12 protein-coding genes are annotated in these 13,528 nt (G+C 64.8%); 6 read left to right on the top strand and 6 right to left on the bottom strand.

The window, feature by feature from the left end; translation table 11 throughout:
* Nucleotides 1-61 precede the first annotated feature (61 nt).
* Nucleotides 62-475, top strand: a complete 414-nt coding sequence (locus HF916_RS18555) for a DoxX family protein (RefSeq protein ID WP_168790318.1) — start codon at nt 62-64, stop codon at nt 473-475.
* Between the two features lie 144 nt (nt 476-619).
* Here HF916_RS18555 and ahpF read toward each other — a convergent pair whose 3' ends face one another.
* From ahpF to prpR, 3 genes are all read right to left on the bottom strand, one after another.
* A complete protein-coding gene (gene ahpF, locus HF916_RS18550) occupies nt 620-2,212 on the bottom strand; it encodes an alkyl hydroperoxide reductase subunit F (protein WP_168790317.1) in 1,593 nt (530 codons plus the stop codon).
* Between the two features lie 152 nt (nt 2,213-2,364).
* A complete protein-coding gene (ahpC, locus tag HF916_RS18545; protein ID WP_168790316.1) occupies nt 2,365-2,928 on the bottom strand; it encodes an alkyl hydroperoxide reductase subunit C in 564 nt (187 codons plus the stop codon).
* A gap of 139 nt (nt 2,929-3,067) precedes the next feature.
* On the bottom strand, nt 3,068-5,107 hold the full coding sequence (gene prpR / locus HF916_RS18540; protein WP_240975581.1) for a propionate catabolism operon regulatory protein PrpR: 2,040 nt from the start codon (nt 5,105-5,107) through the stop codon (nt 3,068-3,070).
* 160 nt (nt 5,108-5,267) lie between these two features.
* On the opposite strand from prpR, the gene HF916_RS18535 reads away from it, so the two are divergent.
* The 4 genes from HF916_RS18535 (at nt 5,268) to HF916_RS18520 (ending at nt 9,313) form a co-directional block, all read left to right on the top strand.
* Complete coding sequence (locus HF916_RS18535; RefSeq protein ID WP_168790315.1) at nt 5,268-6,149, top strand: isocitrate lyase/PEP mutase family protein; 882 nt, start codon at nt 5,268-5,270, stop codon at nt 6,147-6,149.
* Nucleotides 6,150-6,591: 442 nt separating this feature from the next.
* The gene (locus HF916_RS18530; RefSeq protein WP_168790314.1) at nt 6,592-8,031 is read left to right on the top strand and encodes an MFS transporter; all 1,440 of its coding nucleotides are present in this window, start codon (nt 6,592-6,594) and stop codon (nt 8,029-8,031) included.
* Between the two features lie 36 nt (nt 8,032-8,067).
* Nucleotides 8,068-8,502, top strand: coding sequence for a GNAT family N-acetyltransferase (locus tag HF916_RS18525; RefSeq protein WP_168790313.1), 435 nt, complete (start codon nt 8,068-8,070; stop codon nt 8,500-8,502).
* Nucleotides 8,503-8,668: 166 nt separating this feature from the next.
* Nucleotides 8,669-9,313 (top strand): cation diffusion facilitator family transporter, encoded by a 645-nt coding sequence (locus tag HF916_RS18520; protein WP_168790312.1) that lies wholly within the window; start codon nt 8,669-8,671, stop codon nt 9,311-9,313.
* A 12-nt stretch (nt 9,314-9,325) separates the two neighbouring features.
* Here the strand turns inward: HF916_RS18520 and HF916_RS18515 are convergent, their stop codons facing one another.
* The 3 genes from HF916_RS18515 to HF916_RS18505 all read right to left on the bottom strand — a co-directional run bounded on the left by HF916_RS18515 (nt 9,326) and on the right by HF916_RS18505 (nt 12,488).
* Complete coding sequence (locus tag HF916_RS18515) at nt 9,326-10,213, bottom strand: 2OG-Fe(II) oxygenase (protein WP_168790311.1); 888 nt, start codon at nt 10,211-10,213, stop codon at nt 9,326-9,328.
* Between the two features lie 93 nt (nt 10,214-10,306).
* Nucleotides 10,307-10,798, bottom strand: a complete 492-nt coding sequence (locus HF916_RS18510; RefSeq protein ID WP_168790310.1) for a nuclear transport factor 2 family protein — start codon at nt 10,796-10,798, stop codon at nt 10,307-10,309.
* 124 nt (nt 10,799-10,922) lie between these two features.
* Nucleotides 10,923-12,488, bottom strand: a complete 1,566-nt coding sequence (locus tag HF916_RS18505) for an MFS transporter (protein ID WP_168790309.1) — start codon at nt 12,486-12,488, stop codon at nt 10,923-10,925.
* A gap of 111 nt (nt 12,489-12,599) precedes the next feature.
* On the opposite strand from HF916_RS18505, the gene HF916_RS18500 reads away from it, so the two are divergent.
* Nucleotides 12,600-13,475, top strand: a complete 876-nt coding sequence (locus HF916_RS18500; RefSeq protein ID WP_168792061.1) for a LysR family transcriptional regulator — start codon at nt 12,600-12,602, stop codon at nt 13,473-13,475.
* Nucleotides 13,476-13,528 lie beyond the last annotated feature (53 nt).

Below are 13,528 nucleotides of genomic sequence, written 5' to 3'. Positions count from 1 at the left end.
ACGGGCTCGCCGGAGACATTCCGGCGAGCCACCCTCTTCTTACCCTGTTGAGAAAAAAATCATGCGCTATACGCTGTTTGAAAATCAGAAAGACGCGGTCATCCTCGTCGCCCGCGTTCTGTTGATGGTGCTGTTCGTCACGTTCGGCTGGTCGAAGCTCACCGGTTTTTCCGGCACCGTGGCTTATATGACATCGAGCGGCGCGCCGGTGCCCGAGTTGTCGGCGGTGATCGCCGTGGTGATGGAGTTTGTCGTGGGCATCGCGTTGCTGGTCGGTTTCTTTACGCGGCCGCTTGCCTTGCTGCTCGCGGTCTATACGCTCGGCACCGCGTTTATCGGCCACCATTACTGGAACATGACCGGCGCGGTGCAGTACGACAATATGATTCACTTTTACAAGAACATCAGCATCATCGGCGGACTGTTGCTGTTGTGTGTGACGGGCGCCGGGAAGTATTCGATCGATCGGCGTTGAAGTTGCTGGAAACTGTGCGATAAGGCACACAGGGAATCCCGCATGCGACGGCCACCGACAGGTGGCCGTTGGTTTTTGTAGCGGCGCGAAGGCCAAACAAAAACGGCGACCCAAAGGCCGCCGTCCACTGCTCACACAACTGCATCAAACCGCGACTGCAACCTCGGCTTCACCAACCACTTCCACTTCTTCGCTATTGCGGATCAGATGATCGAACGCGGAGAGCGATGCCTTCGCGCCTTCGCCCACGGCGATCACGATCTGCTTGAACGGCACCGTGGTCACATCGCCGGCGGCGAACACGCCCGGCACCGACGTCGCGCCGCGTGCATCGACGACGATCTCGCCGTGCTTCGACAACTCGACCGTACCCTTGAGCCATTCGGTGTTGGGCACGAGACCGATCTGCACGAACACGCCTTCCAGTTCGATCTGCTTCACTTCGCCCGAACGCAGATCCTTGTAGACCAGACCGTTGACCTTCTTGCCGTCGCCGGTGATTTCCGTGGTCTGGGCCTGCGTGACGATCGTCACGTTCGCGAGGCTGCGCAGCTTGCGTTGCAGCACTTCATCGGCACGCAGCGTGGCACCGAACTCGAACAGCGTCACTTCTCGTACGATGCCCGCCAGATCGATCGCCGCCTCGACGCCGGAATTGCCACCGCCGATCACCGCGACGCGCTTGCCCTTGAACAACGGACCGTCGCAATGCGGGCAGTACGCCACGCCATGATTGCGGTACTCGCGCTCGCCCGGCACGTTGATTTCGCGCCAGCGCGCGCCCGTCGCCAGAATGATGGTCCTGGCCTTGAGCACCGCGCCGTTCGCCAGACGCACTTCGTTGATGCGGCCCGGGATCAGCGCTTCAGCACGCTGCACGTCCATGATGTCGACTTCGTAGCTCTTCACGTGCTGCTCGAGCGCCGTGGCGAACTTCGGTCCTTCGGTTTCCGTCACGGAGACGAAGTTTTCGATGGCCAGCGTGTCGAGCACCTGACCGCCGAAGCGTTCCGCTACCACGCCCGTCGCAATACCCTTGCGCGCCGAGTAAATCGCCGCAGCCGCACCCGCAGGGCCGCCGCCGACGATCAGCGTATCGAACACCGGCTTCTTTTCCAGTTCCTTTGCTGCACGCGCACCGGCGTTGGTGTCGAGTTTCGCCAGAATTTCCTTCACGCCGCTGCGGCCCTGGCCGAACACTTCGCCGTTCATGAACATGGTCGGTACCGCCATGATCTGGCGCGCTTCAACTTCGTTCTGGAACAGCGCGCCGTCGATCGCCACGTGGCGGATGCGCGGGTTGATCAGCGCCATCACGTTCAGTGCCTGGACGACTTCCGGGCAGTTCTGGCATGACAGCGAAAAATACGTTTCAAATTGATAGTCGCCGTCGAGATTGCGGATCTGTTCGATCACGGCATCTTCGAGCTTGACCGGATGGCCGCCGACCTGCAACAGCGCAAGCACCAGCGACGTGAATTCATGCCCCATCGGAATGCCGGCGAAACGGATGCCCGTGTCCTTGCCCGGCTCGCCGATCGAAAACGACGGCTTACGCTCGGCGTCGCCACGACGCTCGATCACGCTGACGCGCTCCGACAACGTCGCGATATCGTTCAGCAATGCCAGCAGCTCTTGCGATTTTGCGCTGTCGTCGAGCGACGCGACGATCTCGATAGGCCTGCTAACCTTTTCGAGGTACGTTTTCAACTGAGTCTTGAGATTGGCATCAAGCATGGCTATTCGATTCCGTGACGATGGGTGTTGGGTTCCCGGCGCCGCACGCATCCGGATAGAACGTGTGCGGCCCGGGGACGCGCGAACCACTGTAAGAAGCGGTCCGCACGGTGATGCGCCGTGAGGCGCTAACTGCGCAAGGTCGTGAGACCTTAGATCTTGCCGATCAGGTCCAGCGACGGGGTCAGCGTTTCAGCGCCCGGCGTCCACTTGGCGGGGCACACTTCACCCGGGTGAGCGGCGATGTATTGCGCAGCTTGCACCTTGCGCAGCAGTTCGCCGGCGTCACGGCCAATACCGTTGTCGTGAATTTCGGCCAGCTTGATTTCGCCTTCCGGATTGATCACGAACGTGCCGCGCAGTGCCAGGCCTTCTTCTTCGATCAGCACGTCGAAGTTGCGCGAGATTGCCAGCGTCGGGTCAGCGATCATCGGGTACTTGATCTTCTGGATCGTGTCCGACGTGTCGTGCCATGCCTTGTGCGTGAAGTGCGTATCGGTCGATACGCTGTAGATTTCGACGCCGAGCTTCTTGAATTCGGCGTAACGATCGGCCAGGTCGCCCAGTTCGGTCGGGCACACGAAGGTGAAGTCAGCCGGGTAGAAAACGAACACCGACCATTTGCCCTTCAGGCTCTGTTCAGTGACGGTCTGGAAATCGCCATTGTGAAAAGCCTGTGCCTTAAACGGTTTGACTTGACTGTTGATGATCGGCATTTTGCTGAGTCCTCTTTCGGAGTGGTTGGAAAGTGGAGTCAGTATGTCAGACGACGCTTAATAGGTAAAGCGTTGTGTTTTAATGATAGCGATAGTCTGACACTATTTACCTCGCTACTTCTGCCTATCGCACCGTGGATCAGTCCTTCAGAAGCCGCCAGAGGGTGGTGCGGCCGATTCCCAGCGCCCGGCTCGCCGCGGCGCGGTTGCCGCCGGCCTGTTCGAGGGCGTGGAGCACGTCCTCGCGGGTCGGGCTGATGCGGCTCTGGGCCGGTTCAGCGGCGGCATTCGCGCCGTTTGTGCCGTTTTTTGTGCCGTTTGTGCCGTTCGCACTCGCCTTGACGGCCACCGCCTGCTTCATGCGGCCGAATTCCGGAAACATCGCCTGCCAATCCTGACCAGCAACGCCGGCTGCATCGCCGAGATAGATCGCGGCGCGCGTCAGCAGATTTTCCAGCTCCCGCACATTGCCGGGCCACGCGTAGTGCTCGAACAGGGGTGCGAGAAACGCCAGCACCCGCTCGAGCGCACTCTCCGACAAGCCATATTCGAGCGCACTGCGGCTTAACAGGTGACGCGCCAGTTGCGGCACATCGTCACGCCGTTCGCGCAGCGGCGGCAATTTTAACTGAAGCAGGTTCAGACGAAAATACAAATCCGCGCGAAACGCGCCCTGCTCGACGAGCGCGTGCAGATCGCGGTGCGTGGCGGCGATCACCCGCACGTCGACCGGCGTGGCGCGTCCCGAGCCGAGCTTCATCACCTCGCGCTCCTGCAGGACCCGCAACAGACGGCTTTGCAGCGCCGCCGGCATCTCGCCGATTTCGTCGAGGAAAATCGTCCCCGTGTGGGCGATTTCGAACAGCCCCGGCTTGCCGCCGCGCCGCGCGCCCGTGAACGCGCCTTCCTCGTGGCCGAACAGTTCGCTTTCGATCAGCCCTTCCGGCAACGCCGCGCAATTGAACGCGACGAACGGATTGCCGCGCCGCCGGCTCGCATTGTGGATGCCTTGCGCGACCAGCTCCTTGCCGGTTCCGCTTTCGCCGCTCAGGAGCACGGTGGCATCGTGCGCGGCGCCGGCGCGCGCCAGCCGCCGCACGCGTTCGAGCGCCGCCGAGTTGCCGATCAGATCGTCGAGTTGATGCCGCGCGACCAGATGCTTCGGCCGCTGACTAGTGCGCAGCGACCGATCGATCCGCTGCGCGACCAGCGCGTCCTGCAAGGTGATCACGGAGCCGGAGCGTACGCCTTGTTCCACGATCGGCACGCAATTGACGATCAGCGCCCGGCCGCCGATCTGCTCGATACGCTCCTCGATCGGCAGGTCGTGCTCGAGCGTTTCGCGCAGCAAGGGCCCGACGGCGCGCTCGACTTGCGCGGGCACGTCCTGCTCGCGGTCGAGACCCAGCAAGTCGAGCATGGCCGGATTGACGGCTTCGACCTGGCCGGCGTCGTCGAAAGCGGCCACGCCGTCGCGCAGATGCGCCACGATCGTGTTCAGGCGCACGCGCTTCGATTCCTTCTGGCGGCTCACGCGCGCCAGTTCGACCGAGCGCTCGAACGCTTCTTCGACCGCGCCGAGCGAGTACAGGAAAACGCTCGCGAGGCCGGCCTGCTGGGCGAAGTCGCAAGCCATGCCGGGTCCGATGATGACGCTGCAACCTTCGGCGGCGAGGCTGTCGACCGCGAGTCGCACTTCGTCGATCGAGCGATAGGCGCGCTGTTTCAGGCTGACTTTCAGCCAGGCGCTCAGGTCGGCCAGTTCGTGCGAGATCGTTTCGTGCAGCACGAGGCCGATCTGCGCGTTCGGCGAGGTGGTCGTGGCGCGGGTGATCGCGCTCAGCACGTCGAAGCCGTTCACCTTGACCATCACGACCGGCACGTTCAGGTTGTCGCGCAGGTAGGCGCCGTTCGAACCGGCGGCCAGCACGACGTCGACCGAGCCTGCGTCCACGTAGGCCTGCAAGGCGGTGACGGCGGCGCCGTAGCCTTCCCGGACCGAGAAGAATTTCGCGCGGCTGGCATAGCGCGGCGCGACGGTCTCGCAAAGCGACTGCAACCGGCTGATACTCACCAATGCAATGCCTGGACGGCCCGGATCGGAATTCGCAAGGGACGACGTGTAAGTGGACACCGCGGCGCTCCGGTCTAGGTTGAAACGTTCCACGAAACGTTTCATGGAACAGTACGCTCATTGTGCCATGGAACGCCGCGCCGCCGCTTCCCCCGCTAACTTGCTGATTGTTTGGGACAAACCACCGAGCCCGCGAAATGGCACGCTTCCTGCAAAATCACGCCCGCGTTCTATATTCGACCTTTCCTTCTGGAGACACATTGTCATGACCACATCCGCCACCCGCCGCGCGGCCTTCCGCGCCAAAGTCAACGAACGCCAAGGGCTGCTCGTGCCCGGCGCCTTCAATGCGATGAGCGCCCGCGTGATCGAGGACGCCGGCTTCGAAGCGATCTACATCACCGGCGCGGGCGTCACCAATATGTCGCTCGGCCTGCCCGACCTCGGCTTCATCGGCCTTGCCGAAGTCGCCGAACATACGGCACGGATTCGCGACGCGGTCGCGCTGCCGCTGATCGTCGACGCCGACACCGGCTTCGGCAACGCGCTGAACGTGCGCCAGACGGTGCGCGTGCTCGAGCGCAGCGGCGCCGACGTGATCCAGTTCGAAGACCAGATCATGCCGAAGAAATGCGGCCACTTCTCCGGCAAGGAAGTGGTTAGCGCAAGCGAAATGGTCGGCAAGATCCGCGCGGCAGTCGATGCCCGCGAAGACGGCAATCTGCAGATCATGGCGCGCACCGACGCGGCCGCGGTCCACGGCATCGAGGACGCGATCGAGCGCGGCCATCGCTTCATCGAAGCCGGCGCCGACATCCTGTTTATCGAAGCGACCGAATCGCTCGCCGACATCGAACGTCTGCCGGGGCTGTTCGACAAGCCGCAACTGATCAATATCGTGATCGGCGGTAAGACGCCCGTGCAATCGCGCGAGGCGCTTGCCAAGCTCGGCTACGGCATCGTGCTGTATGCGAACGCGGCGCTGCAAGGCGCGGTGCTCGGCATGCAGCGCGCGCTCGGCACGCTGAAGAGCAATGGGCGCCTCGACGAGGACGCCACGCTGGTCGCGCCGTTCAGCGAACGTCAGCGGCTCGTCAACAAGCCGCTGTACGACAAGCTGGATCGCGAGTACGCCGCGAAAGAGTGAGTGGTGTTCAGGAAACTGTGTTTCCGGTGGGTGGGCAAACGGGCGGGCGGGCTTGCGGGCTTGCGGGCTTGCGGGCTTGTGGGCTTGCGGGCTTGTGGGCTTGCGGACTTGCCGGCGTGCCGCCCCGCGGGTGCATCACGTGCGCCGCTCGCCTTGCGCAGCGCCTGCCGTCGTCGACGGTATGGCGCCACTTATTGCGTTAGCATTCAGGGCTAGCAGTCGTTTTGCCATTGCCGGCGCGCCATCCTCGATGGCTTCGCCGACGCGTCAACTGCCGCCACGATCCCGTCGCTCGTCCGCCTCGTCCGGATGCCGGAAACACGTTTTCAAAAGGTAGTCGCAAGAACATGAAGGCCCAACCATCGCGCGCGAAGCGCCGGCACTGCATCGGCGCTGACAGGCGCTCGCACGACACGGCAAGCAGCGCGACGGGAGCCGCGCAATGAGCGCCGGCGAGACACGCAACGCGCACGTCGGCTGGCTGCCGTATATCGTCGCGGCCACCTTCTTCATGGAGTATCTCGACACCACGGTGATCGCGACCGCGTTGCCGCAGATGGCGCGCTCGTTCGGCGTCGGTCCCAACAGCCTCAGTCTCGGCATGACGGCCTACATGCTGGCGCTGGCGATCTTCATCCCCGCGAGCGGCTGGGTCGCCGACCGCTGCGGTTCGCGCACGGTGTTCTTCAGCGCAATCGGCGTGTTCACCGTGGCTTCCGTGTTGTGCGGCCTGTCGCAGAACGTAGTCGAGTTCACCGCCGCCCGTCTCCTGCAAGGCATAGGCGGCGCGATGATGGTGCCGGTGGGTCGCCTGATCGTGGTCCGCAGCACCGAAAAAAGCCGCATGATGCAGGCGATCTCGACCATCACGTGGCCGGCGATTGCCGCGCCGGTGGTCGGCCCGCCAATCGGCGGCTTCATCACGACCTACGCGTCGTGGCGCTGGATCTTTCTGCTCAACGTGCCGTTCGGCCTCGCGGCCATGGCCGTTGCGCTCGCGCTGGTGCCGAACCTGCGCGGCACCGAACGCAAGCCGCTCGACGTGGTCGGCCTGCTGCTGAGCGGCGCGGCGTTGACGGCGATTCTCTACGGCGCGGAGTTGGCAAGCCAGCCCGGCGAGAATCCGTGGATCGCCGGGGCGATCATCCTCGGCGGTTTGCTGGTGGGCGTGGTGGCGTTTCAGCATGCAAAGCGTCATCCGCATCCGCTCATCGACGTCTCGACGTTGAAAATCCCCACCTTTTCCGTGACGGTGGTGACGGGCTCGTTCACGCGCATCGGCATCGGCGCGGTGCCTTATCTGATGCCGCTGCTGTTCCAGGTGGGCTTCGGCTTGTCGGCGTTCAAGTCGGGGCTGTTGCTGCTCGCGAGCGCGCTCGGCAACCTCGGCATGAAGGCGCTGACCACGCGCATCCTGCAACGTTACGGTTTCCGCATGGTGGCGATCGTCGACGTGACGGTGGCCGGCGTGTTCATCATCGCGTGCGGATTGCTGAGCCCGAACGTGCCGCTCGCGCTGGTGCTGTTCGTCGTGTTCATCTACGGCGTGGCGCGTTCGATGCAATTCTCGACGCTCGCCACACTCGCCTATGCCGACGTCGCGCAACCGCAGATGAGCGCGGCCAGCACGCTGTGGAGCGCGGCCGCGCAGATGACGATCGGCCTCGGCATCGCATTCGGCGCGGTGTCGCTGCGCGCGGCGGCGTTCTTCAATGGCGAGATCACGGGCCGCGTGTTCACGCTCGACGATTTCCGTCTCGCGTTTCTGTTCGCGGGCGTAGTGACGCTGGCATCCGTGATCGGCTACATGGGTCTCGCACGCGATGCCGGCCAGAGCATCGGCGGCGGTTCGCGCGGCAGCGAAGATCCGGCGAAGGGTTGACGAAAAAGCACGTTGATAAACGGCTGGAGAGACGCGTTGCAAGCACACGAACTGACGTTTTCGAATGACAAGGCCGCTCTCGACATGGAGATGGTCTACACGTTCCTGTCGCAAGAAACCCCGTGGGCCAAGGGCATGCCGCGCGAGACGTTCAAGCGGGCCGCCGCGGGCTCGTTGTGTTTCGGCGGGTATATCGACGGCAAGCAGATCGCGTTCGCGCGCCTGATCACGGACGAGGCGACCTTCGCGTACCTGTGCGACGTGTTCGTGCTGCCTGACTATCGCGGCAACGGATATGCGTCCGCGCTGATGAAGCACGTTTTCGCCAGCCCCTCGCTGCAGGGCTTGCGAAGAATCGTGCTGGTGACGACGGACGCGCATCGCGTGTACGAGCCGCACGGCTTCACCGGGCTCGCGACGCCGGAGCGTTATATGGAGCGGCACAACCCGGACGTCTACAAGACGGCCTGAGCGCGGCGCGCGTCGCGAACCCTCGCGGCGCTGTCATCGGCGTGCCACGTTGGACGGTTAATTTGCTGCGGGAACAGAAGCCGCACAAACAGCAAAAACCGTCCCCAGCCCATGCCACAGCATTCCGCGCGCGAGCCCCGCAGCAATTCCGTCGAAGGCGGCTGCCTTGTTTAAGGCCGCCTCCGCCAGCGCGCTGCTCAACGCTTTCCTTTCGGCGATGCAGATCGCCATCGGCCTCATGGCGCATTCGGACGGGCTCTTTGCCGACGGCGTCCACACCTTGAGCGACCTCGCCGCCGACGGCGTCGTGCTGATCGTGCTGTATCTCACCACAAGACACCCGCGTGCTGCCAAAACCAGCGCCGACGCCGCCATCGAGCAGGCGCTGGCCACGCTGTTCATCGCCGCCGTATTGATGATCACCGCCGCCGAGATGCTCTGGACCAGCGTCGCGCAAACCTCGACGCTAAGCGGCGGCACCGCGATGCATATCGGTGCGCTGGCCGTGAGCGGCTTCGTGATGCTCGCCAAGGAAGCCCTGTTTCGCTATATGCGCGCCGAAGGCGCCCGCACCGGTTCGGCGATTCTGCTGGCCAGCGCGTGGCACGCGCGCGTCGACGCGGTGTCGGCGCTGGTGGCGACGTTGGGACTCGCCGGCAGTCTGGCCGGCATGCCGATGCTGGATCACATCGCCGGCGCGGCGATCGGCCTGATGATCATGCGGATGGGCTACGCAAGCGGCCGCGGCGCGTTGAAGCAACTGTTCGCCGGCTCGCCGGGCAACGCGACCGCCGGCCAGCCGGCTGAATAGAATCGGCTGACGTCAGCCGTAAGCACGTTCGCGCATCCACTTCGTCATGATCCATTTGTCACCGCCGAGCACCGGCGCGCCGCCATGCAAGGTCAGTGGATCGAGTTGGCGCTGGCCGTTCATATAGCGGAAATACACCGCCCCGCCCTGTCTTGCCGCGACCGATATGCCCGCTTCGGGGAAGATGGTTTCGCCGCCGTCCGGCACGTCGTTCAGATAGATCACGAGCGTGGCGACGCGCTGGCCGCCCTGCGCGGTGTGCACCGCGCTGCCGGATTGATCGGGCGGGAAGTAGTCGAAATGCGGTCGGTATTCGCCGGTCGTGCCGTAGTGCAGAATCTGCAGCCCTTCGCCGTTTTCGACCGGCCAGTTCATCAGACTCGCAATGCGCCGGTCCATCCTTTCAATGAACGCGTCTTCGCCGCGCTGATACCAGATGCCTTCGCTGGTGCGGTTGCGGATCACGTCTTCCTTGCCGGTATCGGGATTAACCGTGGTGGAACGCTTCAACCGATGACGCGAGCGCTCGATCATCTCGGCGCATTCGTCCGGCGACAACACGTCGCCGAACACGATCACCTGAGGACGCTCGCAGCGCATCAGCACCCGCACGTCGCGATCGTGCGCGCGGATCACGTTGCCGCGCGCGACGGGCGGATCGTCGTAGTGATAAGTCTGCGGCGCGGCTTTGGCGAGCGCCGCCTCGGTCGCGGCCGCCGCGGCAAAGGCCGGATTCGCCGGGTTAGCCGGGTCCTGGCCGAAGGTCTTGTGCACGGCGGCGCGCGCGGCGTCGGTGGCGAAACCGGCCTGCACCATGGCGTCGACCATCGAATCGGGACTGCAGCCGCGCGCCACGTTGCTGCTCAGCCACTCTTCCCATGCGGCATCCACTACTGGCATAGCATTCCTCATTCGTCCGCTTGAAGAAATTCAGCATCACGTGGCTGAATGATAGCAAGCGCAGGGGCGCCGGCTCCGACGGTCGCCCGCGGTTCAGCCGCGCTGCTGGCGGCGCCGGTAGAGGTCGAGGCCCTTTCTTGCCTGCGCCCTGATGGCGCGCTGCACGAGCGGCGACCAGCCGAGCAGCGTGCCTTTGAGGCCCAGCGCCTGGCGCGTCCAGCTCCACAAGTCGAAGCTGTCGCGATGTTCGACGATGCGGCCGTCACGGAACACGAAACGTGCGTCGATGCGGTTGACCACCGCGCGCCCCGTCTGGCTGAAGAGATAACTGGCGACCCAGCGGGCGCGGCCGCTACGGTCGTCCGCTTCGACGCCCTCGAACGTCAACGAGAAGTCCTGCGCGCGCGCCACCAGCATGCGCCACATATCGCGCGCTTCCTCGCCGCGCAGCTCGCCGAACGCGGGGTCGCTGAAGACGACGTTGTCCGCGTAACAGGCCACCATGGTTTCAGCGTCGCGCTGCTGAAACGCCGTGTAGAAACGCTGGATCAGTTCGGTGTTGGTGTTGGCGTTGGGATGGCTCATTGTTTTGATGTCGTGCGCTGGCCGTTTTTGAAGTCGATCCGGAAAAGGCGCCCGGCGATCATTCGACGGCGGGCACGCCGCACACGATATCGGAAAACCGCGCCCAACGGGCGACGCGGCGTGCCTATCCGTTCGACGCCGCGCCACGCATCCGCGCGGCCTCGCATCTGCCGGCCAGCAACCACACGCCGGCCGCGATCGACACCGCAATGACAGCGGCCAGACCCAGCGCGGCGGCAAAGCCGCTTGCAAAGCTCGCGTGCGCGGCCGACATCAGCGTGGCTCGCACGGCGGGCGGCAGGCTAGCCGTGGCCTGCACCGTGTCGCCGGCCAGCACGCGCGACATGAAGCCGGCATCGAGCGCGGTTTTCACCTCGGGCGTCAACGGCGCCGCCGCGAGAAATGCCGTGTGGGTGCGCGCCGCGAGCACCGCGCCGAGCACCCCGACCGACGTGACGATGGCAGTGAAGCGCGTCGTCGTGCTGATGCCGGAGGCCATGCCGGTCCGATCCGGCGGCACACAGGCCATGATCGCCTTCTGCGTGTCGCCGTTCAGAATGCCGGCGCCGAGCCCCGTCACGATCATGCCGAGCGCGACCAGCGCATAGCGTTCGTCGCCCGCAACCAACGCCGTCAGCAGATTGCCGAGGGCGATCAGCAGCAAGCCTGCCGACAGCACGGCCATGCTCGACACACGCCTGCCGAGCGCGGCGCCGATGTACGGCCCGATCACCATCGACAGCGCGAACGGCAGCATACCGACGCCCGCCGCCACCGCCGACAGACCGAACGCGTTCTGCAGATATAACGGCAGGAACGTCATCATCACTTGCGCGCAGGCGGCGTAGCCGAACATGGCAAGCACGGCGGCGACAAAGCGCGGTTGCCGGAACAGCGCGAGATCGACCATCGCATGTGCCCGTACTCGTTGCACCTGAACGAAGGCGGCGAACAACAGCACGCAGGCTGCGAGACGCGCGACGGTCGGCCAGCTTGCGAGGCCATCGGCCGGCACTTCGATCAGCGCCCAGATGCCGAGCGCGAGCGCGCTGCCGAACAACACGCTGCCGGCGAGATCGAGCGGACCGGGTTTCGGATTGCGCGACTCGACGATCGCGCGCGACGCGCACCACGCAAGCACTGCGCACACCGGCAGATTCAGCAGAAAGATCCAGCGCCAGCCGAACCATTGCGTGATGACGCCGCCGACCAGTGGCGCCACCGTGGTCGCGAGGCCCATGCAGGTGCCCCACACGGCCCACGCGCGCACGCGGGCGGGGCCTTCGTGAAACGTGTTCGCGATCACGGCGAGCGCGGCGGTGAGCAGCATCGCGGCGCCGACGCCCTTGACCGCCCGCGCGATGTTCAGCACCGCGGCCGTGGGCGCCGCGCCGCATCCGAGCGACGCCAGAAAAAACACCGCCAGCCCGATCAGCAGCATTTTCTTGCGGCCGACGCGGTCGGCGAGACCGCCCGCGGGCAGCAGGCAGGACGCGAACGCGACCATGTATGCGCTGACGACCCATTCGACATCGGCGAAACTCGCGTGGAACGCGCGTGCGATCGACGGCAGCGAGACCGCCACGACATTGGTGTCCAGCACGATCAGCGCGCAGGTGGCCGAGGCGGTGGCCAGCACGAGCGCAGGGTTGACGGGTGTTGGGCGCTGGTGTGGGGAAGGAGGCGGCATAGGGAGGCAAATGGCGGTGAGTCGAAGTCACCTCATCGTAGCGACCCGTGTATTGCCTGTCATTGGCATAGAATCACAAAATAATTAACGCCAATGGAAATACAGAAAACCATGCGGCAACTCGAACTCCGCCACATCCACGCCTTCGTTTGCGTCGCGAAACAGCTTCATTTCTCGCGCGCCGCCGACGAACTGGGGATCGCGGCGCCGTCGCTGACCAAGCTGATCCAGGAAGCGGAACGGCTGCTCGGCGTGCGGCTGTTTCATCGCACCAAGCGCTCGGTGGCGCTGAGCGCGGCGGGTAGCGCCTATCTCGCCGAGGCGCTCGTCGCGCTCGACCACCTCGCGCGCGGCGAGGAGCGCGCGGTGCTGGCCGAGCGTGGCGAGCTCGGGCGCGTCGAAGTCGGCTATGTGGCGTCGGCGGCTTATGCGGGCGTGTTGCAGCGCGACGTCGGCGGATTTCGCGGCACGCATCCGGGCGTCGACATCTCGATCCGCGAGGTGCCGATGGACAACATTGCCGCCATGCTGCGCGACGGCCTGCTCGACGCCGCCTACTTGCGCCCGCCCATGCTGCTGGCTGACGGCATTCAGGCCACGACCGTGCATCGCGACCAGTTCGTCCTCGCGCTGCCGGCCGATTCCGCGCTGGCGGCCTCGGCGAGCGTCAAACCAGCGCAACTGCGCGACCAGTGCTTCGTGCTGCCGGAACAGGAAGCCGGTACCTTCGAAGTGGCGCGCCGCGGACGCTTCTCCGCGCGCCTCGGACCGCGCCCCGGCACGCTCGCCTCGGTGCTGGCCTGCGTGTCGCTGGGCGGCTACGTCGCCGTCGTGCCGCATACGCTGGCCGACTGCATCGCGTTGCCGGGTGTGGTGTACCGAGACATCGCCGGGCCATCCATCGCTTCGGAGATCGCGATTGCCTTCCGCAAGTACGAGCGGGCTCCGGCCGTCAAGGCTTTCCTCGACTTCGCACGGCGCAAGTGACACCGGTCCGACGCTAGTCCCACGGGCCGGGAAACGGCTTCTGTTCAACACGC

The organism is Paraburkholderia aromaticivorans (genome assembly GCF_012689525.1).
Classification (GTDB): Bacteria; Pseudomonadota; Gammaproteobacteria; order Burkholderiales; family Burkholderiaceae; genus Paraburkholderia; species Paraburkholderia aromaticivorans_A.
This window is presented reverse-complemented; position numbering and strand designations above follow the sequence as displayed.